Genomic DNA, 23,401 nt, shown 5'->3' with positions numbered 1-23,401 from the left:
CGGTGGGCGTGGCTTCGTTGAGCATGACGCTCTCCGTTCGGGCCGCCGGTGCGCGAGGCGCGCTGCCGGGGCGGGGTGCTTGATGGTCGGGTGCCGGTTTCATACCGGCAATGTCCGGCATGGTCCACCGCGCGAGTCCCTACGGAAGTGCCGCGGCGCGGTCAAGGATTGCCTGACCGTCGGGGTCAACTTTATACGCGATTATGACGCCGTGATGTGTGCAGCCGTGGCGTCCTCGGCAAGGGGCCTGTTGCAACAGCTGTCCTAGCACCCTGTTGGGAAGGGCTGAGACGCAAGCTTCACCCATGGATAGGAGTAAACCATGAGCACCGACAAGCGATACGGCGACCAGCGCGACGAGCCGCTCGACATCAAGAACACCCGCGCCGACCCCGCCATCGACGAGGAGAAGATGGGCTTCCAGAACATCGAAGGGCCGGGCGCCGACACCAGAAGGGATAAGGCGCCGGGCACGGACGACTCTCCGGACAGCGCACCCCAGCCGTGACGGGGACCCCCGCACGCACCGCGGACGTTGTTCGCTGGAACCACAACAAAGCGGAGGTTCGCCATGGCTGACGAGAAGACACCCGACAGCCCTCCTGGGACGGGGAAGGATTCCCCGTTGGAGGACAAGACCAAGACGCCCGGTGACGGGACGCTCCAGGACGCCGTTCCCGCCGGGACCACGTCCGACGAACTGCGACGGCGGGCGGAAGAGGATGACGGGTCCGTCCAGCCGGGCACCGGTTGACGGGCCGGAAAGCGTCGTCGGTTTCATCATACGACGTCGTATGAGAGCGACTGGGTATGAAAGCTACCGGGTGACGCTCTCGCCCGCGGGCGCGGCCAATCCAACCATGGCATAGCTGCTGCGGATGGCCGCGTCCAGCGTCGGGGGCAGGGGCTGGATGCGCTGCTCCCGCGCGGCGCGGCGGGCGAAATCGGGGTCCGCCGCCAGGGCTCGCGTCGCCGCCGCCTTGGCCTCGTCCATTCGGCCCATCTGCACGAAGGCGACGGCCAGGGCGGCCTGGGCCGGGGCGGCGGCGGTCACCTCGAACTCAAGCTTCGTGCTGTCCGGGTGTCCATGGCGCTGGAGAGCGAGGCTATAGGCGGGCAGGAGCCGTTCCCGCTGCGCGGGATCGCGTTCCATCGCCTGCTCCAGCAGGGGGAGGCCCTTCGCGGGCTGGCCGGCTTCGACATGCCAGAGGCCGAGGTCACCCAGCACATGGGCGTTCCCAGGGGACGCCCGCAAGGCGCGCTGGCCGGCGGCGAAGCAGGAAACGTACTGCCCGCGCAGGCAATAGGCGGTGTAGAGCGCCGTCAACGGGCGCGGCGAGGTCGGCTCCAGTTCGGTGGCGCGCAGGGCGGCCGTCAGGGCATCGTTGAGGGCGACGTCGTTCCGTTCCGTCCGATAGGCGTCGGACTGCAGAAGGGACAGCGCCGACCACAGCCGGGCGGACTCGCTGGCGTTGGTCGTCAGCGCGCTGGCGGCCGAGGTCAGGCAACCGCTCAGGGCGGTCCGCTCGGCGGGCGGAACTTCATGCCGACCGGTGGCGAGGAAGGCGCACTCGCGCGGCGACAGGCTGGTGGTCGGTTTGGTGCGCAGACGCGCGGTGGCAACCGGCAGCAGCGGGCCCTGCGCAGCGGTCAGCGGCTCAACGATGCCGGCCGCCAAGGCTTGTGGGGTGGGCGCTCCCTCCGGCCCGACTGTCCGGTCCAGGCTGCTGGACCACAGCACCGCCCCGGTGGCGAGGTCGGTCAAGTGCACGACCAGACGCACCGCCGTATCATGCCCCTGAAGGCTTCCGGACAGGCGAAATCCTTGCTGGGGCAGGGTGGCGGTGGGCGGCGGGGCGATCCGCACCGGAAGATCGGTCCGGTTGGCGAGGCTGTTGGCAATCTCGTCGGTCAGCATGGCGGCGAGCGCGCCGTCCTCCGCCGACTGGCCGGTGGTGCGGAAGGGGCCGACGACGAGGGTCATCGATGCATCGACCGCCACCGGCGGGGCCGCCGACAGCATCGTCGATTGGGGCAGCACCGGCTCGTTCCCCCTCGACTCCGCGCTGGCCGCGATCGGATGCGGACCGAGCGCCAGGGCCTCTTCCACGTCGATGGGTGGGGCGAGGTTTCGTCCGACCAGCAAGCCGGCCAGCCCGACGGCGATCAGCACCACAGCGGCCAATCCGGCGACGCGCAGGGAAACGGGCCTGCGCACTGCTTCCGCCGCCGGAATGGCGTGAGGGGTGGGCAGGGCAGGGGACGGATCGCCGTTCAGCCGTTCGAAGCGGGGGGCATAGCCGCCCTTCGGGACGACGATGCGGATCGGGTCGTCACGGCCTGCGGTCAGATAGTAATGCTCCAGGCTGCGGCGCAGCCGCCCGGCCTCCAACCGCACGATGGGATCGGATTGCGGGTCGAAGCTCGGCTCTCGGTTGAAGACGCTGACGGCGATGCAGTAGGCCTTGATTTGCTGCGCCCGCCCGTCCAGGCACTCCTCGACCACATAGCGCAGGAAGCGGCGGTTGCGGTCCGACGCGTCGAAATGGTCGCTCGCCAATATCCGCTCAAGCTGGGTCCTGACGGCACGATCATCCAATGCCCACCCCTGCGCGGGCGGAGTTTCCTCGGTCATTCGTGACGTCTCCCGAACGTTGAGAAAGACCACAGGCGATCTTTCTCAAAAGGGGTGGGTCGAGGTGTTGGCGGCATTCTTTCATCGGGAAAAACTGATGTCCATTGGCCCTGTGCTTTTAGGACGGATCATGTTCCCGAAGTCCGCCCGTTTCTCTGATCGTTGGGGTAGGGCGCCTATCCAAAGGATGTCGCCGCACGTCCGAAGGCGGCGGGAGCCACCCCCGCCGAACGGGGCGTAAACTACCGTATGCTACCCGCCGCGGCGGAACGGTCGGGCGGTTGTCCGGGTTACCCGCCGCCGGACAGGGGACTCGACACGGGAGAGCCCGAACACTGGCTGAAGGTTTCTCCCGTCCCCGCGGCACGCCCGGCTCACCGACGCGCATCCCCCGCCGTCGATAAGGCGTGCCGACATTTCCCGGTTTTCCCTGTTCTCGGCTTCGGTAACGCAACGCACCGGTGGTTCCATGCCTTTTTTGTCTTCGTCTTTCTTGTCGTCTCTGAACGTTCCGTCGCGCCGCTATCCGACCCCTCACCTTCAAACGTTTCCCCAGAAATCCCCGATGGACCAGCCCGCCGCGTCCGCGCTGACGCGCCGCGGCATCTTCGGGCTGGGAGCCGCCGTCGCGATCGGCGTCTGCAACAGCCGCAGCGCGGCGGCGTGGGAACCGGCACCGGAGCGCACGCTGCGGATCTACAACTGCCTGACGGGAGAAGGCTTCGACGGCGTCTACTGGGCGGAGGGGCGCCCGATCGCGGAGGCGATGGCCCGCATCGACTGGGTGCTGCGCGACCATCGCAGCGACGATTGCCACCGCATCGATCTCGCCCTGCTGAATCGTCTGTCGGAGATGCAGGAGAAGTTGGACAGCCAGCATCCGTTCGAGGTGCTGTCGGCCTTCCGCTCCAAGGAAACCAACCGCCGCGTCAAAGGGGCGGCGACGGGCAGCCTGCATCTGCAGGGGCGGGCGGTCGACCTGCGCCTGCAGGGACGGCGCGCGGTGGACCTCTACCGTTGCGCCCTGTCCTTCGGCGACGGCGGGGCGGGCTGCTACGCCAAGCGGAACTTCGTCCATGTGGACACCGGGCCGACGCGGCGCTGGATGGGAGCCTGAACGTGGCGGCACGGAATCGGGACTTTTCGTCGCAGAACCTTTTGCCAGGGGGCATCGGGCGAAGGGCATTACGCCGATGGATGGATTGTGCGCAGGACGGAGGAAGCGCACGATAGCCCGAAAAAGAAGGCCGAATGATCCGGCCAATGCTCTTTGGGAGGAGCCCATGCTAACCCCAACCGACCTTGCGGACCCCCGAGGCCGCAGCCGATCGGCGCACCGTCACCCGCTGACGGACCCCGCCCGGATGGCCCAGGCCCGCACGCTGGCGGGCTGGATCGCCGTGATCGCCGAGGACCGCGGCCTGGACGAGCGTGGCGTGGCAGCCGCCACCGGCCTGGACATCGAGGATGTCCGGGCGGTTCTGGACGGCACCGTGTTCATGATGCCCGTGAGCACGCTCGACCGCGCGCTGCGCCGCCTGGAAGGCCGCCCGCACTGAGGAGCCGCAAACCCGCCTCTCCCTGCCCGTCGGCACAGGAGGACCGCATGACCCATCACATCCGCAAACGGAGCAGCGCCATGGACCGCACGGAGAAACGCGACGCCATCACCCGCATCCGCCACGCCGCCGAACAGCAGGGGCTGGACGCCGGCGATCTGGCCCGGATGACCGGCTTGGCACCGGGGCACGCCCGCGCGATCCTGTCCGGTTTCGGCTCGACGGTTCCGCGCGATGCCCTGGACCGCACGGTGTCCGTCCTGCCGGAGTGACGGAACGCTCGTGACGGCATACTCATAACGGCACGCTGAAATGGAAACGGCGGCGCACCGGGTGCGCCGCCGTTGTTCCTGAACCTTATGGAGTGCCGCGGTTCAGGCGACCGAGAGCACGTCCAGATAGACGTTCGCCGGCTCGGTCAGGTGAATCCGGTACAGCATGCCCGTCTGGTCGACGATGATGCTGGCGACGGGGTTCTTCGCGGCCATGTCGGTGACGGCGGCGCGCACGTTGCGCGGCAGGCTGTCGAGTTCGACGTCGCGGTAGCCGTTCTTGTCGGAGAACTTGATGGTCTTCTGGCCCATGGTCAGGCGCCTTGTGCATATGCTCTGTTTGCGGTGGGCGGACCATGATCCCGCTGGGTTAAGGAAGCACTAACCAAAATCCGCACAAACGCAGGACTGATGAGCGGCGGCTGCATCGGTGTCCTTGGAATAATTCGGGCGGTACTGTGCCCCCACCCTAACCCTCCCTCGCTTCGCAGGGGAGGGGACTGGCGCAGCTTCGCGTGTGTCTCCCTCCCCTGCGTTAGCGGGGGAGGGCCGGGGTGGGGGCCAGCGGCTCACCCATGAAAATGCTCGAACACCCGCCGGGCCAGCGCCGCGCTGATGCCGGGGGTGGCCTCCAGATCCTTCAGCCCGGCCGAGGCCACCGCGGTGGAACTGCCGAAATGGTGCAGCAGGGCCTTCTTGCGCGACGGGCCGACGCCGGGGATGCCGTCGATGCGGGTGTGGTCCATCGCCTTCAGGCGGCGGGTGCGGTGGGCGTCGATGGCTGTCCGGTGGGCCTCGTCGCGCAGCCGCTGCAGGAAGTACAGCACCGGGTCGTTGGGCTCCAGCCGGAAGGGCTCGCGGTCCGGCAGGAAGAAGCGCTCGCGCCCGGCGTCGCGGTCCGGACCCTTGGCGATGGCGGCCAGCGGCACGCCCGCGATGCCCAGCCCGTCCAGCACCGCGCGGGCGGTGTTCAACTGGCCCAAGCCCCCGTCGATCAGCACCAGATCGGGCCATTGGCCGCCGCTGCGTTGCGGGTCCTCGCGCAGCGCGCGCCCGAAGCGGCGGGCCAGCACCTCGCGCAGCATCGCGCAGTCGTCGCCCGCGGCGGCGGGGTCCTTGATGTGGAAGCGGCGCCCCGCGTTGCGCTGGATGCCCTCCGGCCCGGCGACCACCATGGCGCCGACCGGAAAGGACCCCTGGATGTGCGAGTTGTCGTAGATCTCGATACGGGCCGGAGTCTTCGGAAGTCCGAAGACACGCGCCACCCCGGCCAGCAGCTTGCCCTGGGCGGAGCGTTCGGCCATGCGCCGCCCGTGTGCCTCGCGCGCGTTGGTCAGGGCGTGCTCGACGACGCGGCGCTTGGGACCGCGCTGGGGCACCTCGACCTCCACCCGCCGCCCGGCGGTCAGCGTCAGCGCCTCGGCCAGCAGGGTGCGCTCCGGGATGGCGTGGCTGAGCAGCAGGTGGCGGGGCGGTGGCGTCCCTTCGTAGAGCTGCGCGGCGAAGGCGGCGAGGATCGCGGCGGGCTCCTCCTCCCCGTCGTGCCGAGGGAAGAAGGCGCGGGTGCCCTGGTTGCGCCCGCCGCGGAAGAAGAAGGCCTGGATGCAGGCGGTCCCGCCCTCGGCATGGACGGCCAGCACGTCGGCGTCCTCCAGCACGCCTTCCAGATTGATGTCCTGGCGGCTTTGCAGGGCGGTCAGGGCGCGGATGCGGTCGCGCCAGCGGGCGGCGTCCTCGTAGGCCAGCCGGTCGGAGCAGTCCATCATGTGGCGGGCGAACTCCGCCTGGACGGCGGCGCTGCGCCCGGTCAGCACGTCGCGCACGCCCTGCATCTGCGTGGCGTACTCCTCCGCCGAAACGCGGCCGACGCAGGGGGCGGAGCAGCGCTTGATCTGGTGCTGGAGGCAGGGCCGCGTGCGCGCGGTGAAGGTGGCGTCGTCGCAGTTGCGCAGCAGGAAGGCGCGCTGCAACGCCCCGATGGTCATGCCGACCAGGGCGGGGGAGGCGTAGGGGCCGAACAGGTCGCGCTTCCTGCCATGCCGATCGGCGCTGCCGCGATGGTGCATCAGCCTGGGGAATTCGTGACCCTCGCCGAGCGCGATGTAGGAGAAGGACCGGTCGTCCTTCACCAGCACGTTGAAGGGCGGCAGCAGGCGGCGGATCAGGTTCGCCTCCAGCAGGAGGGCCTCCGCCTCGGTGTGGGTGGTGACGAATTCCATGGAGCGGGTCAGCGCCACCATGCGGCGGGTGCGGTTGGGCAGCCCGTCCGTCCGGGTGTAGCTGGCCACCCGGCGTTTCAAGTTCTTCGCCTTGCCGACATACAGGATGCGCCCGTCCGCCCCGATCATCCGGTAGACGCCGGGCGTGTCCGGCAGCGTCGGCAGGGTGGCGCGGATCACCGCGGCTCCATCCATCACGCAAATCCGGTGTGTTGATCACAATGGGCCGGAAGGAAGCAGGGGAACGAACCGTGGACAAGGGACAATCGTCGGCCCTGTCCTTCCGGGATAAACTCACCCCGCCGTCTGCCGCTCCACGCCCGCCGCCGCGTCCGGGCGGGTGCTGTCGCGGACGACCAATTCGCAATCCAGCCCATGATGCGGCTGGGCCACCGTGGTGCCGTTCAGCCGGGCCAGGATCTGGCCGGCGGCCAGTTCGCCGATCTCGCGCTGCGGTGGGCGGACGGTGGACAGCGGCGGCAGGCAGGCGGCGCTGAAGGTCAGGTCGCCGAAGCCGATCACCGCCAGATCGTCGGGCACGCTCAGCCCGCGCCGGTTCGCTTCGAACAGCACGCCCAGCGCCATGGCGTCGTTGGAGCAGACAACCCCGTCGATGTCGGGATGCAGGGCGAACACCTCGTCGATCAGCCAGATGCCGACGGGGGTGGAGGCGGTGTCGGGGGCGGTGAAGGCGATCGGCTCGTGCAGGCCGCGGCGGCGCACCTCGTCCTCATAGCCGTCGGTGCGGCTGCGCACGCGCATGTCCTGGTGCACGGCGGCGCCGATGTAGGCGACCTTGCGGCTGCCCTGGTCGTAAAGGTGGCTGGCCTGCCGCCGCCCGACCTCGAAGTGGGAGAAGCCGACCGTCATGTCCACCGCCGGGGTCTGGGCGGAAGGGATGTCCCACATCTCCACCACCGGCACGCCGGAGGAGCGCAGCATGGCGCGCGTCCGCTCGGTGTGGTGCAGGCCGGTGACCACCACCGCGGCGGGCGACCAGGCGAGGAAGGCGCGGATCAGCTCCTCCTCCCGCTCCGGATCGAACTCGCTGACGCCCAGCAGCGTCTGGTAATGGGCGGTCTGGAAGGCGCTTTGCAGCGTGTTGTAGGTTTCCGCGAAGAAGGAGTTGGTGATGGAGGGCAGAATCACCCCCACCGTCCGGCTCTTCGCCGCGGCGAGGCTGCCCGCCACGAGGTTCGGCACGTAGCCGAGTTGGTCGATCACCGTCCGCACGCGGGTCGCCAGCTCCTCCGACACCGCCTCCGGCTTGCGCAGATAGAGCGAGACGGTGCTGGGCGACACGCCGGCGGCGTTGGCCACGTCCGTCATGGTCAGCCGCTCGGTGGCGCGGCGGGTCTTCTTGCGGATGGGTTTGGCGGGTTTCGGCGGAAACGGCTTGGCGGGCGGCTGTGCGGTCATTCTCGTCCTTCCCTGCGGCGAACCCCGCCGCGCGGCGGGGCGGCATCATAGCACGCCGTTGGAAAAGCGGGGGAAATGCGGGAACGGTCAGGGCGCGGCATTGGGTTCCGCTCCGGCCATTTCCGTGTCCGCCAGGGCGGCGCGCGCCTGCTCCGCGAAGAAGTCGATGAAGACGCGGATCTTGGCGGGCAGCAGGTTGCGGTGGGGGTAGAGCACGGCGAGCGTCACCGGCTCCGGCGGGCAGTGCGGCAGGACGACGCGCAGCTCCCCGCGGCGCAGATGGTCGGCGACCTCCCACAGCGGCTTCAGCACGATTCCTTCCCCGGCCAGCGCCCAGCCGGTCAGCACGTCGCCGTCGTCGGCGTCGAACTGGCCGGACACCGGCAGGGTCATCGGGCCTTGCGGCGTGGTCAGCGTCCACTGGAACTGCTGCGAGCCGGGAAAGCGCAGCAGCAGGCAGTGGTGGGACAGCAGATCCTCCGGCCGGGCCGGCACGCCCCGCCGCTCCAGGTAGGCGGGGGCGGCGCAGAGCACCCGCGGCAGGTCGGCGATCTTGCGCGCGACGAAGCTGGAATCCTTCAGCGGCGCCATGCGGATCGCGACGTCGGTCGCCTCCCGCAGCAGGTCCAGCAGATGGTCGGACAGGCGCAGCCGCACATCCACCTGGGGGTAGGCGGCGCGGAAACGCGGCACCATCGGGGCCAGGATGCGCCGGCCGAAGCCCAGCGGCGCCGTCACCCGCAGGCTGCCCACCGGCGCCCCGCCGATGGCGCCGACGCTGCTCTCCGCCCGTTCCGCCGCCTCCAGCACCTCCAGGCAATGCTCGAAGAAGACCTTGCCGGCCTCGGTGAACTGCACCTGCCGGGTGGTGCGGTTGAGCAGGCGGGCGTTCAGATGCTCCTCCAGGCTTTGCAGCCGGTGGCTGACCACGGCGGGCGACAGGCGCAGGCTGCGCCCGGCGGCGGACAGGCTGCCCAGCTCCACCACCCGCACGAACACCCGCATGTTCTCCAGCAGCGCCACGCTTGGCCCTTTCCCCACACGCCATAGAGAATCCTCCCACCTTTCCGTTTTTTTTGAAAGTGCTGGCGCACGCATCCGCTTCCCCGCTGCGCTGCGGCAACCGTAGAGTTCAGGGTGAGGATCACCGAACGGAAGAGGCCGTGACGCATGGAGCCGATCGTCTGGGAGTGGGTCAACGTTCTGGTGCGCTGGCTGCACGTCATCACGGCCATCGCCTGGATCGGGTCGAGCTTCTATTTCATCCACCTGGACCTGTCCCTGCGGCGGCGCGACGGCCTGCCCCCCGGCGTGGCGGGGGAGGCGTGGCAGGTCCACGGCGGCGGCTTCTACAACATGATGAAATACACGGTCGCCCCGCCGGAGCTGCCGGAAAAGCTGACCTGGTTCAAATGGGAAGCCTACGCCACCTGGCTCAGCGGCTTCGCGCTGCTGTCGGTGCTCTACTACCACGGCGCCGCGCTCTACATGATCGACCCGGCGGTGCTGGACATCCCCTGGTGGGGCGCGGTGCTGCTCAGCCTGGGCGCTCTCGGCATGGGCTGGCACGTCTATGACCGGCTGTGCAAGTCGCCGCTGGGCAAGGACGACGTGAAGCTGGCGGCGGCGGGCTTCGTCTTCCTGGTGCTGGTCGCCTGGGGCCTCAGCCACCTCTTCAGCGGGCGGGCGGCGATGCTTCATGTCGGGGCGCTGATCGGCACGATGATGTCGGCCAACGTCTTCCGCATCATCATCCCCAACCAGACCAAGGCCGTCGCCGCCATGAAGGCGGGACAGGTTCCCGACCCGGCGCTGGGCAAGCAGGCCAAGCAGCGCTCGCTGCACAACAACTACCTGACGCTGCCGGTCGTCTTCCTGATGATCTCAAACCACTACCCGCTGGCCTTCGGCACGCGCTACAGCTGGGTGATCGTTGCTGTGGTGCTGGTGGTGGGGGCGGTGATCCGCCATTTCTTCAACAGCCGCCACGCCGGCAAGCCGACGCCCTGGTGGACCTGGGCGGTGGCCGCCGCGGGCGTCGCCGTCATCGTGGGCGTGAGCGCCGCCGGCACGCGGACCGAGAGCGCCGCCGCGCCGGTCAAAGTCGAGTTCGCGCAGGTGGAGGAGGTGGTGCTCTCCCGCTGCTCCATGTGCCACGCGGCGCAGCCGGTGTGGGAAGGGATCGGCGTGGCGCCGCGCGGCGTGACGCTGGACAGCGCGGAGTCGATCAGCCGCCACGCGCCCCAGATCCGCGTCTGGGCGGCGCTGTCCGACGCGATGCCCCCCGGAAACGTCACCGGGATCACGCCGGAGGAGCGCCGCCTGCTCGCCGCCTGGACCGATCAGCTTCCCCGGTAGGTCGAGTAGCTGTAGGGGGAGACGAGCAGCGGCACGTGATAGTGCTGGTCCGCGTTGGCGACGCCGAAGCGGATCGGCACCACGTCGAGGAAGGCGGGTTCGAGGATCTCCAGGCCGGAGGCGCGGAAATAGTCGCCGGCTTCGAACACCAGCTCATAGACCCCCGGCGTCAGGTCGGCCCCGGCGAGGAGCGGCGCGTCGCAGCGCCCATCGGCGTTGGTGCGGGTCCGGGTCAGCCGCTCCCGCCGCTCCCCGTCGATGCGGTAGAGGGTGACGGCGATCCCGGCGCCGGGCCGGCCGTGCGTCGTGTCGAGAACATGGGTGGTCAGGCGCCCGCTTCCGGACATGGGTCTCTCTCCTCGCCGTGGAATGCCGCGAAGAGACCTTATACCGCACCCCATGCCGCACCGCCGCGGGGTCCGAACGGGGCCTGCGCAAAAAGACTTTCAAACGGATCGAAAAAGCGGACCTCGGCGATTGCGGTTATGCTGCGGGGCAGGGGACCGATCAGGGAAGGCCGGGATGCGACCGAGCGAGATGGACCGTGCAAGTTTCGTCGCCCGATTCGGCGGCGTGTTCGAACATTCGCCCTGGGTCGCCGAAGGCGCCTGGGATGCCGGAAACGTGCCGGACGACGCGGACGGGCTGCACGCCGCCATGGTCGTCGTCCTGCGCGCCGCCGACCATGACCGGAAGCTGGCGCTGCTGAACGCCCACCCCGATCTGGCGGGCCGGCTGGCGCTGCGCGGCGAACTGACCGCCGACAGCACGGCGGAGCAGGCGAGCGCCGGGCTGGACCGCTGCACGCCCGAGGAGTTCGCCCGCTTCACCGAATTGAACGACGCCTACAAGGCGCGCTTCGGCTTCCCCTTCATCCTGGCGGTCAAGGGCCGCAGCCGCGCCGACATCCTGGAGGCGTTCGAGACCCGCCTGTCCAACGGTCCGGAGGAGGAGTTCGCCACGGCGCTGGCCCAGGTCGAGCGCATCACCTGGCTGCGTCTCAAGGATCTGCTTCCCAAGGACATCGGGCCATGACGGCGTTCGGCGCGGACCTGATGGCGCGGCTGGACGCCTTCGCCGGTTTCACGGAGGAGCCAGGGCTGCTGACCCGCCTGTTCCTGACCCCGCAGCACCGCGCCGCCGCGGACTGGCTGATGGAATTGATGGGCAAGGCCGGGATGAACGCCCGGCTCGACCCGGCGGGCACGGTGGTCGGCCGCTACGAGGGGACCGTGCCGGGCGCGCCGGCCCTGCTGATCGGCTCCCACATCGACACGGTGCGCAACGCCGGCCGGTATGACGGGAATCTGGGCGTGCTCGCCGCCGTCGCGGCGGTGGCGGAGCTGGACCGGCGCGGCGAGCGCCTGCCCTTCGCCATCGAGGTGCTGGGCTTCGGCGACGAGGAGGGGGTGCGCTTCCCGGTGACCCTGACCGGCAGCCGCGCCGTGGCCGGCCGCTTCGACCCGGCGGCGCTGGAGACGCGGGACCGCGACGGCGTGCGCATGGCCGACGCGCTGCGCGCCTTCGGCGGCGACCCCGAGGCCATCGCCGCGGCGGCCCGCAAGCCGGGGGAGGCGCTGGCCTTCCTGGAGGTTCACATCGAACAGGGGCCGGTGCTGGAGGCGGAAGGGTTGCCGGTCGGCATCGTCACGGCCATCAACGGCGCCACGCGCTTCGCCGTCCGGCTGCGCGGCATGGCCGGCCACGCCGGCACGGTGCCCATGGCGCTGCGCCGCGACGCGCTGGCCGCCGCCGCCGAGATGACCCTGGCGGCGGAGCGGGTGGCCGCGGCCTCCGACGCCGGGCTGGTGGCGACGGTGGGGCGGATCGAGGCGAAGCCGGGAGCGGTCAACGTCATCCCCGGCGAGGCCGCCTTCACCCTCGACGTCCGCGCGCCGGAGGATGCCGTGCGGCGGGACGCCTGCGCGGCCATCCTCGCCGACTTCGAAGCGATCGCCGCCCGCCGCGGCGTGGAACTGGCCGTGGAGACCACCCACGACGCGGCGGCCGCCCCCTGCTCCCCCGGCATCCGGCGGCAGATCGAGGCCGCCGTGACCCGCGCCGGCGTCCGCCCCCTGTCGCTGCCCAGCGGTGCCGGGCACGACGCCATGGCCTTCGCCGGCGTGCTGCCGATGGGCATGCTGTTCGTCCGCTGCGCGGGCGGCATCAGCCACAACCCTGCCGAATCCATCACCGCGGAGGACGCCGACCTGTCGGTGCGGATCCTCCTGGACATCATCCGCCACTTCGAGCACGAGACCCCGACACGATGACCGACACCGCCCAAAAGGCCATCCGCGCTTTCCTGGAGCGGACCCGCGACGAGCAGGTCCGCTTCCTGGCCGAACTGGTCAAGGTGCCTTCCGACAACCCGGCCGGTGACTGCGCCCCCCACGCGGAGCGCGCCGCCGAGTTGCTGGAGGCCATGGGCCTGACGGTGGAGCGTCACCCGGTCCCGGCGGAGCTGGTGCGGGCCAACGGCATGATCTCCGCCACCAACCTGATCGTGCGCCACCGCTTCGGCGACGGGCCGACCGTGGCGCTGAACGCCCACGGCGACGTGGTGCCGCCGGGCGAGGGCTGGACCCGCGACCCCTACGGGGCGGAGGTGGTGGACGGCTGGATGTACGGGCGCGGCGTCGCCGTCTCGAAGTCCGACTTCGTGACCTACACCTACGCGCTGCTGGCGCTGGAGAAGGCCGGTCTGGATCGCGGCACGGTGGAACTGCACCTGACCTACGACGAGGAGGCCGGCGGCGAGATCGGGCCGAAATGGCTGCTCGACGAGGGGCTGACCAAGCCGGACTTCGCCATCGCCGCGGGCTTCAGCTACGGCGTCGTCACCGCCCACAACGGCTGCCTGCATCTGGAGGTCGAGGTCACCGGCAAGTCGGCACACGCCGCCCTGCCGATGACCGGCATCGACGCGCTGGAGGCGACGACCGCGATCCTCGCCGCGCTCTACGAGCACCGCAAGGGCTACGCCGGCACCGTATCGGCGGTGGGCGGCATCGGATCGCCGCAGTTGACGGTCGGCCTCATCAAGGGCGGCATCAACACCAACGTCGTCCCCGACCGCGTGACCCTGCGCCTCGACCGCCGCATGATCCCGGAGGAGGCGCCGGAGACGGTGGAGGAGTCGTTGCGCGCGGTCATCGCCGACGCGGCCAAGGCTTTTCCGAAGGCCCGTGTGGAGATTCGCCGCATCCTGCTGGCCCGCCCGCTGACTCCGCTGCCCGGCACCGACCGGCTGGCCGCCGTCCTCTGCGCCCACGCCAGCCGCGTGATGGGCGAGCCGGTGGAGACCAAGGGCGTGCCGCTCTACACCGACGCGCGCCATTACTCCGACGCGGGCGTGTCCATCGCGCTGTTCGGCGCCGGCCCCCACACCATCGAGGAGGCCAACGCCCACCGCGCCGACGAGCGCCTGCCGCTGTCCGACCTGTTCAAGGCGACGGAGGTTGTGGCGCTGTCGCTGTTGGAGATGCTGAGCGAGGGGTGAGGCTGCACTGGTGCTGACCTTGCCCCCACCCTAACCCTCCCCCGCTGCGCAGGGGAGGGGACTTTAATCTCCTTCCCCTGCGAAGCGGGGGAGGGCCGGGGAGGGGGCAACGGCCCGCCCCCATAATGACAAGGACGACCCGCCGGTGATCATCGAGAACGATCTGAAGCTGGACTTCAAGGACGTGCTGATCCGCCCGAAGCGCAGCACCCTGGAAAGCCGCAACGACGTGGACATCGAGCGGACCTTCCGCTTCGTCCACAGCGGGCTGGAATGGACGGGCTTCCCGCTGATCGCGGCCAACATGGACGTGGTCGGCACCATGGCCGTCGCCCGCGCCCTGGCGCGCTTCGGCGCGATGACCGCGCTGCACAAGCACTACCCGGCCGACGCCCTGATCCCCTTCTTCCGCGACGAGGACACGGCCAACGTCTTCTACTCGCTGGGCACGACGGAGGCCGACTACGACAAGTTCCAGGCGGTGAAGGCCAAGGCTCCGGTGGCCAAGCTCTGCCTGGACGTCGCCAACGGCTACACGGAACGCTTCGTGCGCGTCATCGGCCGGTTGCGGACGGAGAACCCGGACATGGTCATCATGGCCGGTAACGTGGTGACCGGCGACATGACCGAGGCGCTGGTGCTCGCCGGGGCCGACATCATCAAGGTCGGCATCGGGCCGGGGTCGGTCTGCACGACGCGCAAGATGACCGGCGTCGGCTATCCGCAGCTTTCCGCCATCATCGAATGCGCCGACGCCGCCCACGGGCTGAAGGGGCAGGTCTGCGGCGACGGCGGCTGCACGGTGCCGGGCGACATCTCCAAGGCCTACGGCGCCGGTTCGGACTTCGTGATGCTCGGCGGCATGCTGGCCGGCCACGACGAGTGCGAGGGCGACATCCGCTACGAGGAGCGCGGCGGGCAGAAGGTGCCGGTGGCGATGACCTTCTACGGCATGTCGTCCGACACGGCGATGCACAAGTACGCGGGCGGCGTCGCCTCCTATCGCGCATCGGAGGGCAAGACCGTGGAGGTGCCCTACCGCGGACCGATCGACGGCACGATGCAGGAGATCATGGGCGGCGTGCGCAGCATGATGACCTACATCGGCGCCACCAAGCTGAAGGAGGTGTCGAAGCGGACCACCTTCGTCCGCGTCGGCGCGCAGCTGAACACCGTCTTCGGGGGGTGATGCCACCGGAGGTACCCTGCATCGGTACCTCCTTCTCGACCGTCTTCCTCCGGAACCACCGGCGGCTTCCACCGTTCGCAGGATGTGCGGACGGGTGGGGCGCCGGACGGCTTGCCCCGCTCGTCCGCCTTTTGGCGGGACGAGGAAGGCAGACCTTATGCGTGATTTCGATGGAGCCGCTCCGGCTTATGTGGGGCGGACGGACGGGCCGGCGGTTTTCGATTACCTGATCGTCGGCGCCGGTTTCGCCGGCAGCGTGCTGGCGGAGCGGCTGGCGGCGGGGCTGGGCAAGCGGGTGCTGCTGATCGATCGGCGCCCGCACATCGGCGGCAACGCCTACGACCATCACGACGACGCGGGCGTGCTGATCCATCGCTACGGCCCGCACATCTTCCACACCAATTCGCAGCCGGTGGCGGACTATCTGTCCCGCTTCACCCAGTGGCGCCCCTACGAGCACCGGGTGCTCGCCCATGTGGACGGGCAGCTCGTCCCGATCCCGATCAACCGGACGACGGTCAACAAACTGTACGGGCTGGACCTCGACGAGGCCGGCGTGGCGGAGTTCCTCAAAAGCCGCGCGGAACCGGTGGCTGACGTCCGCACCTCGGAGGACGTGGTGGTCGGCGCGGTCGGGCGGGAACTGTACGAGAAGTTCTTCCGCGGCTACACGCGCAAGCAATGGGGCCTCGACCCCTCGGACCTCGACAAGGCGGTGACGGCGCGGGTGCCGACGCGGACCAACGACGACGACCGCTATTTCGGCGACAGCTTCCAGAACATGCCGCTGCACGGCTTCACGCGGATGTTCGAGAACATGCTCGACCACCCGAACATCACCATCCGCCTGGGCGCCGATTTCCGCGACGTGGTGCGCGACGCGCGCTACCGCAACCTGATCTTCACCGGCCCGGTGGATGAGTATTTCGAGTACCGTTTCGGCAAGCTGCCCTACCGTTCCCTGACCTTCCGGCACGAGACGGTCGATCAGGAATGGTTCCAGCCCGTCGCCGTGGTGAACTACCCCGGCGAGGAGGTGCCGCACACCCGCATCACCGAATACAAGCATCTGACCGGCCAGACCAACCCGCGGACCAGCCTGACCTACGAATACCCGTCGGCGGAGGGCGACCCCTACTACCCGATCCCCCGCGCGGAGAACGCGGCCCTCTACCGCAAGTACCAGGAACTGGCCGACGCGACGCCGAACGTCCATTTCGTCGGGCGGCTGGCGACCTACCGCTACTACAACATGGATCAGGTGGTGGCACAGGCGCTGGCGCTCTACACCCGCATCGCCAAGGCCGAAGGCGCCGTGGCGGAGGGCGCGCGCGGCATTTCCGGGATCGGCGCCGCCCCGCAGCCCGCTCCATCGTCCGCTCCGGTCCACAGCAGGAGGGAAGCGTCATGAAAGCGTTCGGAATGGCCCTGGCCACCGCGGTCGTCCTCGCCATCGGCGCCAGCGTGATCCTGGAGGGCACGCTCGGCCGCACCGCCGACCAGACCTACGCCGCCCCCTCGGTCCGGCTGAGCCAGGACAACACCGTGCAGTACCGCAACTTCATGGGCCACCCGGCGGAGTGACGGCCGCCGCTTCGCAGGTTCGATCCCGTCCCTGAGGCCGGGGGGAGATGAGGGAGGTTTGGACGCCGCGGCCGGGTCAGGCGGCGTCCTTCACCGCCTCCAGCAGGATGGTGATCTCATCGACCACGTTGTTTTGGCTCTCGATGGCCTCGGCGATGTCCTGGTTCGTGACCTGTCCCGCCTTCAGCCGTTGCTGCCAGCGCGGCATCAGCTTGTAGCCGACCGACAGGATGCGGAAATCCACGTTCAGATGCATGGCCAGCCGGGTGTTGGGCCAGCCGCGCTCGATGAATTTCCGGTTCTCCTCCATCGAGAACAGGCTCAGCACGTTGGGCGTGATCGGCCGGACATGGGTCGGGTCGCCGAGGAACCCGTCGCTGCGCGGGTGCGGCACCTTGATGGTGATCCGCGCGCCGTGCCGGCAGACGCGGTGCATCTCCGTCATGATGTTCAGGAACTGCCCGGTCGTCTGGCCCATATGCTCCAGCGCGTGGATGAGCTGGATGTCGGCGACGCTGTCCGTCTCGAACGGCCAGGGCACGGCTTCCAGGTCGGCCTGGATGTCCGGCCCGAAGGTGCCGTACTTGTCCACATTCACATAGCCGGGAAGCCGCGTGTCGCCGCAGCCGAGGTTGAGCTTGAGGTCCGACATCCTGCGCGCCTTCGGTCCGCCGTTGTTGCCACCGGCAAGACCGTACACCGTCCGCGTCCGCGACGACAGGTCGGGGGACGCCCACCCTACATATCCAGCCCGACGTCCAGGTTCGGCGCGCTGTGGGTCAGCCAGCCGACCGAGATCATGTCGACGCCCGCCTCGGCGATGGCGCGAACGGTGGACAGGGTGACGTTGCCCGACGCCTCGGTCACCATGCGGCCGTCGACCATGGCGACGGCGCGGCGCAGCGTCTGCGGGTCCATGTTGTCGAGCAGAACGACGTCGACCGGCAGGGTCAGCAGCTCCTCCAACTGGGCCAGCGTGTCGACCTCAACCTCCACCTTCACCATGTGGCCGATGGCGGCGCGGACGCGCTCGACCGCCGGGCGGATGCCGCCGGCCACGGCGATGTGGTTGTCCTTGACCAGAACCGCGTCGTCGAGCCCGAAGCGGTGGTTGAAGCCGCCGCCCAGCCGCACCGCCTGCTTCTCCAGGACGCGCAGGCCGGGGGTGGTCTTGCGGGTGCAGACGATGCGGGCGCGGGTCCCGTCAACCTCCCGGACCAGCGCGCGGGTCGCGGTGGCGATGCCCGACAGGCGGCCCAGCAGGTTCAGCGCCGTGCGCTCCGCCGTCAGCAGGGCGCGGGCGCGGGCGGTCACGGTGGCGATGGTGTCGCCGGGGGCCACGTCGGCGCCGTCGCCGTGCTCCACCCGCAGTTCCGCCGCCGGGTCGAGGGTGCGGAAGGCGGACAGGGCGACCTCCAGCCCGGCGACGCGCCCGTCCTTGCGCGCGGCCACCCGTGCCGTCGCCACGGCGTCCGCCGGGACGATGCTGTCGGTGGTGATGTCGCCGGCCCGCCCGAGGTCCTCCGCCAGGGCGGCGCGGACGATCGGTTCATAGGTCAGAGGATGGAGCATGCGGCGTCTCCGGAAAGGGGGCCGGCGGCCCCGGTCAGGTCGGTGAGGGTGAAGCGGTGGCGCTGCGCCGCCGGGTCTTCCTGAGGGAAATCGGTGCGGAAATGCGCCCCGCGGCTTTCGCTGCGGGCGAGCGCTGCGTGGACGATCAGCCGCCCGGCCAGCAGGCGGTTGCGCGCCTCGCCCCAGCGGCGGACGGCGGCGAGGTCCGCCGGGCCGCCGCCGCACAGCGCGTCGAGCGCCACGGCGAGCCGGTCCAGCTTGCGCCGGGCGGCCAGCAGCCCCACCCCGTCGCGGACCAGCCCGGCACCTTGGTAGAGCGTGCGGCGGGACTCGTCGGTGATGGCGTCGAGCAGGCCGGCCCCGATCCCCCCGGCGACGGCCGGGGCGTCGGGCAGAGCGACGGGCGGCAGGGGGGGCAGGTCCCGCCCGGCGACGTCGCGGGCCACCCGCGCGCCGAACACCAGGGCCTCCAGCAGGGAGTTGCTGGCCAGCCGGTTGGCGCCGTGGACGCCGGTGCAGGCGACCTCGCCGCAGGCCCACAGCCCGTCCAGGCTGGTCCGCCCGGCGGGATCGGTGACCACCCCGCCCATGTGGTAATGCGCCGCCGGGGCGACCGGCACCGGCTCCCGCCAGGGGTCCAGCCCATGGGCGGCGCAGAGCGCCAGCACGGTGGGGAAGCCGTCCGGCTTGGCGGCCAGCGCCGGGCGCAGGTCCAGCCGCACCGGCTCCCCCGCCGCGACGCGGGCGCCGATGGCGCGGGCCACCACGTCGCGCGGCGCCAGCTCGGCCAAGGGATGTTCCGCCGCCATGAAACGGACCCCGCGCCGGTCGAGCAGCAGCGCCCCGGCGCCGCGCAGCGCCTCGGTCAGCAGCGGGGCGGGATCGGCGTCCACGGCGAGCGCCGTCGGGTGGAACTGCACGAACTCCACGTCGGCGAGCAGTGCCCCGGCCCGCGCGGCCAGCGCCAGCCCGTCGCCGGTCGCCTCCGGCGGGTTGGTGGTGCGGGCGTAGGCCCCGCCGACCCCGCCGGTCGCCAGCACCACGCGCGGCGTGCGGTGGAACACCCAGCCTTCGGGGTGGCAGGCGAGCACGCCGCAGACCCGCCCGTGGCGCACCGCCAGATCGACGGCGAAGGCGTCGCTCTCCACCCGGATCGACGGGGTGGCGCGCACCCGCTCGGCCAGCGCCGCGACCAGTGTCGCCCCTGTGGCGTCGCCGCCGGCATGGACGATGCGCGCCGCCCCGTGCGCCGCCTCCCGCCCCAGCAGGGGCGTGCCGTCGGCACCGCGGTCGAAGGGCAGCCCGGCGAGGAGCAGCGCCCGCACCCGCTCCGCCCCCTCGCGGGTCAGCAGCAGGGCGCGGTTCGCGTCCACGAAGCCGGCGCCGGCGGCCACCGTGTCGGCGGCGTGCGCCTCCGGCCCGTCGCCGGGACCGATGGCGGCGGCGATGCCGCCCTGGGCGTGGTTGCTGGACCCGCCCGGCAGGTCCGGCGTCTTGGTCAGCAGCGTGACGGCGCGCGGCGCCAGATGCAGGGCGGCGGTCAGCCCGGCCATGCCGGAGCCGATGACGACCACCTCCGAATCGCGGACCGTGTAAGGGGTGGGCATGGGCGGGTTCTCTCGATGGAGAATCTAGCCCTCTCCCCTCCGGGGAGAGGGTGGCCCGAAGGGCCGGTGAGGGGGATGCGCGTGGCGGTGCGTTCGGCACAAGCGCAACCCCCTCACCCTGACCCTCTCCCTAGAGGGGAGAGGGAATACGGGATCAGCGCGGCTTTACCGCCAGCATCCGTTCCACCGAACGGCGGGCGCGGTCGGCGACCTCCGGCGCGATGGTCACCTGCGGTTCCAGCGTGCGCAGGCTGTCGAGGATGTTCGCCAGCGTGATCTTCTTCATGTGCGGGCACAGGTTGCAGGGCCGCACGAACTCCGTCTCCGGCGAGGCGGCGGCCACGTTGTCGCTCATCGAGCATTCGGTGACCATCAGCACCCGCGGCGGCCGGCGGTCCGCCACGAAATCGACCATGCGCGCGGTGGAGCCGACGAAGTCCGCGGCCTCCAGGACGTCGGGCGGGCATTCCGGGTGGGCGATGACGATCAACTCGTCGAAGCGCCCGCGGAACTCGCGGATCTCGTCGCCGGTGAAGCGCTCGTGCACCTCGCAATGGCCCTTCCAGGCGATGATCTCGACGCTGGTCTGGGTGGCGACGTATTTCGCCAGATACTCATCGGGCAGCATGATGACGCGCGGGACGCCCAGCGATTCCACTACCTCCACCGCGTTGCCGGAGGTGCAGCAGATGTCCACCTCCGCCTTCACGTCGGCCGAGGTGTTGACGTAGGCGACCACCGGCACGCCCGGATAGCGCTCGCGCAACAGCCGCACGTCGGCGGAGGTGATCGATTCGGCGAGCGAACAGCCCGCCCCGGTGTCGGGGATCAGCACCGTCTTCACCGGGTTCAGCAGCTTCGCCGTCTCCGCCATGAAATGCACGCCGGCGAGCACGATGACATCGGCGTCGGTCTCGGTCGCGCGGGCGGCGAGCGCCAGGCTGTCGCCGACGATGTCGGCCACGCCGTGGAAGATCTCCGGCGTCTGGTAGTTGTGGGCGAGGATTACCGCGTTGCGTTCCCGCTTCAGGCGGTTGATCTCATGGACCAGCGGGGCGTGGAACGGCCATTCGACGGCGGGGACTACGCGCTTCATGCGCTCGTAGATCGGCTGCGTCGCCGCGGCGATGTCGGGCGTGTAGGCAAGGCCGGTGGTATCGCGCATGGCGCATTCCTTTAATGCTCGCTATGAGCAAAACCATAAATACTCGATACGAGCATATCAAGCGGAAAAGAAGGCGCCTTGCGGATCGTCGGTGTTTCGCCCTACTTCGCCTCCTGGCTGCTCAGGTCGGAAGGGTTCTCCGAGCGGGTCGGCTCGTGCCCCATGTCGGGTTCGCTGGCCCACTGGTTCGGCCGGGGCACCGGGTTGCCCTGGAGGTCGGGTGGCGCACGGCGGACGTCGGCCAGGGCCTGCTGAAGCTCCGCCCCCTGGGTTTCGCCGCTGGTGGTGGCCTTCGGCGCGCGGACGCCCTGCTGGTTGGGCGGCGGCTCCTGGCTTTGCTGCACCTTGATGTCGTTGGACAGCGACTCCTTGGTGGCTTCCTGGGCGATGACGTTGCCGGTCATCAGCAGCCCGGCGACAAGGCTGGAAGAAATGAGAGCGGCGAGCAAGGCGGCGAACTCCTTTGCGCAAGGGGGGACAAGGCCGTCCCTCACCAACAGGCGCGGGCACCAACCCTCCCGTTCGTGCGTTATCAGGGGCATGGACCCGACCGACGCCCCGACTTTGCCGCCCATCTTCCGCCCTTGGCCCGCCGAGGCGGGCGGCTCCTTCGCCACCGCCTGCCGCTTCGCCGCGGAAGGGGCGGCGCCCGGCACGCTCGTCCACGCGGGCCGGCGCGACCGGCTGGACGTGGCGGTGGTGCTGGTGCCCGACCGGCCGGACGCGGGGGACGGCCTCGCCGCCGTCACCCTGGTCGCGCTGGCCGACGCGCTGGAGGCGCTGGGGCCGCCGAACCAAAGCATCCGTTTCGACGGCGCGGGCCGCCTGCTGCTCAACGGCGCGGTGGCCGGCGGGGTGACCGTCGCTCTCGGCCCCGGCGCCGAGGACGGGCTTCCCGCCTGGGCCGTGGTCGGCGCGGAGTTGGAGGTGCTGGGCGACCCCGACGACCCCGACCCCGGACGTCACCCCGACCGCACGGCGCTGCGCGAGGAGGGATTTGGCGAGACCGACGCAGTGGCGGTACTGGAGAGCTTCACCCGGCATTTCCTGACCTGGATCGACCGCTGGATGGACGCGGGCTTCGAGCCGGTGCGGCGGGTCTGGGAACAGCGGCTGATCCGCAAGGCAGAGGGGAGGCGGTCATGACCGGACAGGCCGAACGGCGCGGCGTCGGGATCACGGTGGAGCGCCAGCGCATCGACAACCCGTGGGTGGACGCCCGCTGGCGGGTGACCGGCGCCCTGCCGGCGCTGCCCGACCGCGCGCCCTGGACCGTGCTGGCACAGGACGGGGAGCGCACCGGCTATTACGCGGGCGTCGCGGAGATCGTGCTCCATCCTGGCGAGACGGAGAACTACGTCGAGAATCTGAAGGGCGGCCACCCGATGCTCTACGTCATCCTGCGCCGCAGCGCCGAGGACCCGGGGCTGCGGCTGCTCGCTGTCACCGTCGATCCCGGCGAGGTCGACGCCCATTCCGACGCGGGCGACGACCTGATCGAAGCGATTCCCCTGCCGCCCGACCTCGCGGAATGGATGCGCGATTTCGTGGCCCGCCACCACACCGAACGGCCCTTTTACAAGCGCCAGCGCGACCGCGCCGACCCGGAGGCGCTGGCCCGCCGTGCCCCGGTTGCTCATCCTGGAAAGGATCAGCGCCATGGATGACGGGTCGGAAGGCTTCCTGTCCCGCTGGTCGCGGCGCAAGCAGGAGGCGCGCACGGCGCCCGTCGAGACCCCCGAACCGCAGGAGGAGCGGGACACGGCGGAGCAACCGCAGGCCATCGCCGCTCCGCCGCCGGAACCCTTCGACCCGGAGAGCCTGCCGCCGGTGGAGAGCCTGGGCGCGGACAGCGACTACACCGGTTTCCTCGCCGGCAACGTCCCGCAGGAGCTGAAACGGTTGGCCCTGCGCAAGGCCTGGACCAGCGACCCGGTGATCGCGGGCTTCCGCGGCTTCGCCGAGTATGACTGGGACTGCAACGCTCCCGGCTACGGCAAACTGCTCGACACCGACCGCATCGCCGACCTGCTGGACCGCATCGCCACCGACGAGAAGCCGCCGGACGAGGAGAAGCCGGAGGAGGTGGTGGTCGCTGACATGGATGAGTCTGAGGAAAGTGGGGGTCTTGCCCCCACCCCGGCCCTCCCCCGCTGCGCAGGGGAGGGTGCCTTAGGCGAAGCGGCGGCAGTCCCCTCCCCTGCGAAAGCGGGGGAGAGTTAGCAGGACGCGGAAAAAGGTCTGTTGCCTGCCGGCCTGTCGTGATTCTCTACGGTCGTGGAGAATGCAGCCAGCGAGGGGGCGATGCGGGGCTCGGACG

General features: G+C 70.3%; 26 protein-coding genes. 15 read left to right on the top strand and 11 right to left on the bottom strand.

Translation table 11 applies throughout. The features are described 5' to 3' along the window. Positions 1 to 322: 322 nt before the first annotated feature. Positions 323 to 508 (top strand): hypothetical protein, encoded by a 186-nt coding sequence (locus ACFPMG_RS34165; protein WP_377000490.1) that lies wholly within the window; start codon positions 323 to 325, stop codon positions 506 to 508. A gap of 63 nt (positions 509 to 571) precedes the next feature. Further along, on the top strand, positions 572 to 754 hold the full coding sequence (locus tag ACFPMG_RS34160; protein WP_377000488.1) for a hypothetical protein: 183 nt from the start codon (positions 572 to 574) through the stop codon (positions 752 to 754). Between the two features lie 63 nt (positions 755 to 817). Here ACFPMG_RS34160 and ACFPMG_RS34155 read toward each other — a convergent pair whose 3' ends face one another. Then, positions 818 to 2,635 (bottom strand): hypothetical protein, encoded by a 1,818-nt coding sequence (locus ACFPMG_RS34155; RefSeq protein ID WP_377000486.1) that lies wholly within the window; start codon positions 2,633 to 2,635, stop codon positions 818 to 820. A 565-nt stretch (positions 2,636 to 3,200) separates the two neighbouring features. Here ACFPMG_RS34155 and ACFPMG_RS34150 point away from each other — a divergent pair. The 3 genes from ACFPMG_RS34150 to ACFPMG_RS34140 all read left to right on the top strand — a co-directional run bounded on the left by ACFPMG_RS34150 (position 3,201) and on the right by ACFPMG_RS34140 (position 4,466). Beyond that, on the top strand, positions 3,201 to 3,752 hold the full coding sequence (locus ACFPMG_RS34150) for a YcbK family protein (protein WP_377000484.1): 552 nt from the start codon (positions 3,201 to 3,203) through the stop codon (positions 3,750 to 3,752). Between the two features lie 247 nt (positions 3,753 to 3,999). Beyond that, a complete protein-coding gene (locus ACFPMG_RS34145; protein WP_183181124.1) occupies positions 4,000 to 4,194 on the top strand; it encodes a hypothetical protein in 195 nt (64 codons plus the stop codon). A gap of 47 nt (positions 4,195 to 4,241) precedes the next feature. After that, complete coding sequence (locus ACFPMG_RS34140; protein ID WP_377000482.1) at positions 4,242 to 4,466, top strand: hypothetical protein; 225 nt, start codon at positions 4,242 to 4,244, stop codon at positions 4,464 to 4,466. A gap of 102 nt (positions 4,467 to 4,568) precedes the next feature. Here ACFPMG_RS34140 and ACFPMG_RS34135 read toward each other — a convergent pair whose 3' ends face one another. From ACFPMG_RS34135 to ACFPMG_RS34120, 4 genes are all read right to left on the bottom strand, one after another. After that, positions 4,569 to 4,778 carry a hypothetical protein gene (locus ACFPMG_RS34135; RefSeq protein ID WP_014198000.1) on the bottom strand — a complete coding sequence of 70 codons (210 nt, stop codon included), beginning with the start codon at positions 4,776 to 4,778 and terminating at the stop codon, positions 4,569 to 4,571. Between the two features lie 257 nt (positions 4,779 to 5,035). After that, the gene (gene uvrC / locus ACFPMG_RS34130; RefSeq protein WP_377000480.1) at positions 5,036 to 6,880 is read right to left on the bottom strand and encodes an excinuclease ABC subunit UvrC; all 1,845 of its coding nucleotides are present in this window, start codon (positions 6,878 to 6,880) and stop codon (positions 5,036 to 5,038) included. Between the two features lie 99 nt (positions 6,881 to 6,979). Next, on the bottom strand, positions 6,980 to 8,104 hold the full coding sequence (locus ACFPMG_RS34125) for a LacI family DNA-binding transcriptional regulator (RefSeq protein WP_377000478.1): 1,125 nt from the start codon (positions 8,102 to 8,104) through the stop codon (positions 6,980 to 6,982). A gap of 87 nt (positions 8,105 to 8,191) precedes the next feature. Further along, a complete protein-coding gene (locus tag ACFPMG_RS34120; protein ID WP_377000476.1) occupies positions 8,192 to 9,127 on the bottom strand; it encodes a LysR family transcriptional regulator in 936 nt (311 codons plus the stop codon). 147 nt (positions 9,128 to 9,274) lie between these two features. On the opposite strand from ACFPMG_RS34120, the gene ACFPMG_RS34115 reads away from it, so the two are divergent. Beyond that, on the top strand, positions 9,275 to 10,462 hold the full coding sequence (locus ACFPMG_RS34115; RefSeq protein ID WP_377000474.1) for a urate hydroxylase PuuD: 1,188 nt from the start codon (positions 9,275 to 9,277) through the stop codon (positions 10,460 to 10,462). On the opposite strand, the gene uraH is transcribed toward ACFPMG_RS34115, so the two are convergent. Beyond that, positions 10,447 to 10,809, bottom strand: coding sequence for a hydroxyisourate hydrolase (gene uraH, locus ACFPMG_RS34110; RefSeq protein ID WP_377000472.1), 363 nt, complete (start codon positions 10,807 to 10,809; stop codon positions 10,447 to 10,449). The genes ACFPMG_RS34115 and uraH overlap by 16 nt on opposite strands. A gap of 190 nt (positions 10,810 to 10,999) precedes the next feature. On the opposite strand from uraH, the gene uraD reads away from it, so the two are divergent. From uraD to ACFPMG_RS34080, 6 genes are all read left to right on the top strand, one after another. Then, entirely contained in the window at positions 11,000 to 11,497 is a 498-nt protein-coding gene (uraD, locus tag ACFPMG_RS34105) for a 2-oxo-4-hydroxy-4-carboxy-5-ureidoimidazoline decarboxylase (RefSeq protein ID WP_377000470.1), read from the top strand. After that, complete coding sequence (locus tag ACFPMG_RS34100) at positions 11,494 to 12,735, top strand: allantoate amidohydrolase (RefSeq protein ID WP_377000468.1); 1,242 nt, start codon at positions 11,494 to 11,496, stop codon at positions 12,733 to 12,735. The genes uraD and ACFPMG_RS34100 overlap by 4 nt, the downstream gene beginning before the upstream one ends. Further along, complete coding sequence (locus tag ACFPMG_RS34095; protein ID WP_377000466.1) at positions 12,732 to 13,964, top strand: M20/M25/M40 family metallo-hydrolase; 1,233 nt, start codon at positions 12,732 to 12,734, stop codon at positions 13,962 to 13,964. Before ACFPMG_RS34100 ends, ACFPMG_RS34095 begins: the two co-directional genes overlap by 4 nt. Before the next feature lie 145 nt (positions 13,965 to 14,109). Next, a complete protein-coding gene (locus tag ACFPMG_RS34090) occupies positions 14,110 to 15,153 on the top strand; it encodes a GMP reductase (protein WP_377000464.1) in 1,044 nt (347 codons plus the stop codon). Between the two features lie 157 nt (positions 15,154 to 15,310). Beyond that, a complete protein-coding gene (gene glf / locus ACFPMG_RS34085) occupies positions 15,311 to 16,564 on the top strand; it encodes a UDP-galactopyranose mutase (RefSeq protein ID WP_377000462.1) in 1,254 nt (417 codons plus the stop codon). Continuing rightward, positions 16,561 to 16,737 carry a hypothetical protein gene (locus ACFPMG_RS34080; protein ID WP_186466174.1) on the top strand — a complete coding sequence of 59 codons (177 nt, stop codon included), beginning with the start codon at positions 16,561 to 16,563 and terminating at the stop codon, positions 16,735 to 16,737. Before glf ends, ACFPMG_RS34080 begins: the two co-directional genes overlap by 4 nt. A 76-nt stretch (positions 16,738 to 16,813) precedes the next feature. Here ACFPMG_RS34080 and ACFPMG_RS34075 read toward each other — a convergent pair whose 3' ends face one another. The 5 genes from ACFPMG_RS34075 to ACFPMG_RS34055 all read right to left on the bottom strand — a co-directional run bounded on the left by ACFPMG_RS34075 (position 16,814) and on the right by ACFPMG_RS34055 (position 21,530). Continuing rightward, on the bottom strand, positions 16,814 to 17,389 hold the full coding sequence (locus ACFPMG_RS34075; protein WP_377000460.1) for a class I SAM-dependent methyltransferase: 576 nt from the start codon (positions 17,387 to 17,389) through the stop codon (positions 16,814 to 16,816). An 86-nt stretch (positions 17,390 to 17,475) separates the two neighbouring features. Continuing rightward, positions 17,476 to 18,309: a carboxylating nicotinate-nucleotide diphosphorylase gene (gene nadC / locus ACFPMG_RS34070; RefSeq protein WP_377000458.1), complete on the bottom strand. Its 834-nt coding sequence runs from the start codon at positions 18,307 to 18,309 to the stop codon at positions 17,476 to 17,478. Beyond that, positions 18,294 to 19,916 carry an L-aspartate oxidase gene (locus ACFPMG_RS34065; protein WP_377000456.1) on the bottom strand — a complete coding sequence of 541 codons (1,623 nt, stop codon included), beginning with the start codon at positions 19,914 to 19,916 and terminating at the stop codon, positions 18,294 to 18,296. Before ACFPMG_RS34065 ends, nadC begins: the two co-directional genes overlap by 16 nt. Positions 19,917 to 20,070: 154 nt before the next feature. Further along, positions 20,071 to 21,081 carry a quinolinate synthase NadA gene (gene nadA / locus ACFPMG_RS34060; RefSeq protein ID WP_377000454.1) on the bottom strand — a complete coding sequence of 337 codons (1,011 nt, stop codon included), beginning with the start codon at positions 21,079 to 21,081 and terminating at the stop codon, positions 20,071 to 20,073. Positions 21,082 to 21,182: 101 nt separating this feature from the next. Beyond that, entirely contained in the window at positions 21,183 to 21,530 is a 348-nt protein-coding gene (locus tag ACFPMG_RS34055) for a hypothetical protein (RefSeq protein WP_237905426.1), read from the bottom strand. 91 nt (positions 21,531 to 21,621) lie between these two features. Here ACFPMG_RS34055 and ACFPMG_RS34050 point away from each other — a divergent pair, with 91 nt between their 5' ends. Genes ACFPMG_RS34050 through ACFPMG_RS34040 form a run of 3 tightly spaced genes read left to right on the top strand, consistent with a single transcriptional unit; the run spans position 21,622 to position 23,304 of the window. Further along, positions 21,622 to 22,227, top strand: coding sequence for a biotin/lipoate--protein ligase family protein (locus ACFPMG_RS34050; protein WP_377000452.1), 606 nt, complete (start codon positions 21,622 to 21,624; stop codon positions 22,225 to 22,227). After that, positions 22,224 to 22,748: a DUF3305 domain-containing protein gene (locus tag ACFPMG_RS34045; protein ID WP_377000450.1), complete on the top strand. Its 525-nt coding sequence runs from the start codon at positions 22,224 to 22,226 to the stop codon at positions 22,746 to 22,748. The genes ACFPMG_RS34050 and ACFPMG_RS34045 overlap by 4 nt, the downstream gene beginning before the upstream one ends. Then, positions 22,741 to 23,304 (top strand): DUF3306 domain-containing protein, encoded by a 564-nt coding sequence (locus tag ACFPMG_RS34040; RefSeq protein WP_377000449.1) that lies wholly within the window; start codon positions 22,741 to 22,743, stop codon positions 23,302 to 23,304. The genes ACFPMG_RS34045 and ACFPMG_RS34040 overlap by 8 nt, the downstream gene beginning before the upstream one ends. Positions 23,305 to 23,401 lie beyond the last annotated feature (97 nt).

The organism is Azospirillum himalayense (assembly GCF_042657465.1).
Lineage (GTDB): Bacteria > Pseudomonadota > Alphaproteobacteria > Azospirillales > Azospirillaceae > Azospirillum > Azospirillum himalayense.
Note: the sequence above shows the minus strand (reverse complement) of the source record. Positions and strands in the feature narration are given on the sequence as shown.

Coding starts and splice junctions, on each gene's coding strand:
- ACFPMG_RS34165 (WP_377000490.1), top strand. CDS start 323: ATGAGCACCGACAAGCGATACGGCGACCAGCGCGACGAGCCGCTCGAC.
- ACFPMG_RS34160 (WP_377000488.1), top strand. CDS start 572: ATGGCTGACGAGAAGACACCCGACAGCCCTCCTGGGACGGGGAAGGAT.
- ACFPMG_RS34155 (WP_377000486.1), bottom strand. CDS start 2,635: ATGACCGAGGAAACTCCGCCCGCGCAGGGGTGGGCATTGGATGATCGT.
- ACFPMG_RS34150 (WP_377000484.1), top strand. CDS start 3,201: ATGGACCAGCCCGCCGCGTCCGCGCTGACGCGCCGCGGCATCTTCGGG.
- ACFPMG_RS34145 (WP_183181124.1), top strand. CDS start 4,000: ATGGCCCAGGCCCGCACGCTGGCGGGCTGGATCGCCGTGATCGCCGAG.
- ACFPMG_RS34140 (WP_377000482.1), top strand. CDS start 4,242: ATGACCCATCACATCCGCAAACGGAGCAGCGCCATGGACCGCACGGAG.
- ACFPMG_RS34135 (WP_014198000.1), bottom strand. CDS start 4,778: ATGGGCCAGAAGACCATCAAGTTCTCCGACAAGAACGGCTACCGCGAC.
- uvrC (WP_377000480.1), bottom strand. CDS start 6,880: ATGGATGGAGCCGCGGTGATCCGCGCCACCCTGCCGACGCTGCCGGAC.
- ACFPMG_RS34125 (WP_377000478.1), bottom strand. CDS start 8,104: ATGACCGCACAGCCGCCCGCCAAGCCGTTTCCGCCGAAACCCGCCAAA.
- ACFPMG_RS34115 (WP_377000474.1), top strand. CDS start 9,275: ATGGAGCCGATCGTCTGGGAGTGGGTCAACGTTCTGGTGCGCTGGCTG.
- uraH (WP_377000472.1), bottom strand. CDS start 10,809: ATGTCCGGAAGCGGGCGCCTGACCACCCATGTTCTCGACACGACGCAC.
- uraD (WP_377000470.1), top strand. CDS start 11,000: ATGGACCGTGCAAGTTTCGTCGCCCGATTCGGCGGCGTGTTCGAACAT.
- ACFPMG_RS34100 (WP_377000468.1), top strand. CDS start 11,494: ATGACGGCGTTCGGCGCGGACCTGATGGCGCGGCTGGACGCCTTCGCC.
- ACFPMG_RS34095 (WP_377000466.1), top strand. CDS start 12,732: ATGACCGACACCGCCCAAAAGGCCATCCGCGCTTTCCTGGAGCGGACC.
- glf (WP_377000462.1), top strand. CDS start 15,311: ATGCGTGATTTCGATGGAGCCGCTCCGGCTTATGTGGGGCGGACGGAC.
- ACFPMG_RS34080 (WP_186466174.1), top strand. CDS start 16,561: ATGAAAGCGTTCGGAATGGCCCTGGCCACCGCGGTCGTCCTCGCCATC.
- ACFPMG_RS34075 (WP_377000460.1), bottom strand. CDS start 17,389: ATGTCGGACCTCAAGCTCAACCTCGGCTGCGGCGACACGCGGCTTCCC.
- nadC (WP_377000458.1), bottom strand. CDS start 18,309: ATGCTCCATCCTCTGACCTATGAACCGATCGTCCGCGCCGCCCTGGCG.
- ACFPMG_RS34065 (WP_377000456.1), bottom strand. CDS start 19,916: ATGCCCACCCCTTACACGGTCCGCGATTCGGAGGTGGTCGTCATCGGC.
- nadA (WP_377000454.1), bottom strand. CDS start 21,081: ATGCGCGATACCACCGGCCTTGCCTACACGCCCGACATCGCCGCGGCG.
- ACFPMG_RS34050 (WP_377000452.1), top strand. CDS start 21,622: ATGGACCCGACCGACGCCCCGACTTTGCCGCCCATCTTCCGCCCTTGG.
- ACFPMG_RS34045 (WP_377000450.1), top strand. CDS start 22,224: ATGACCGGACAGGCCGAACGGCGCGGCGTCGGGATCACGGTGGAGCGC.
- ACFPMG_RS34040 (WP_377000449.1), top strand. CDS start 22,741: ATGGATGACGGGTCGGAAGGCTTCCTGTCCCGCTGGTCGCGGCGCAAG.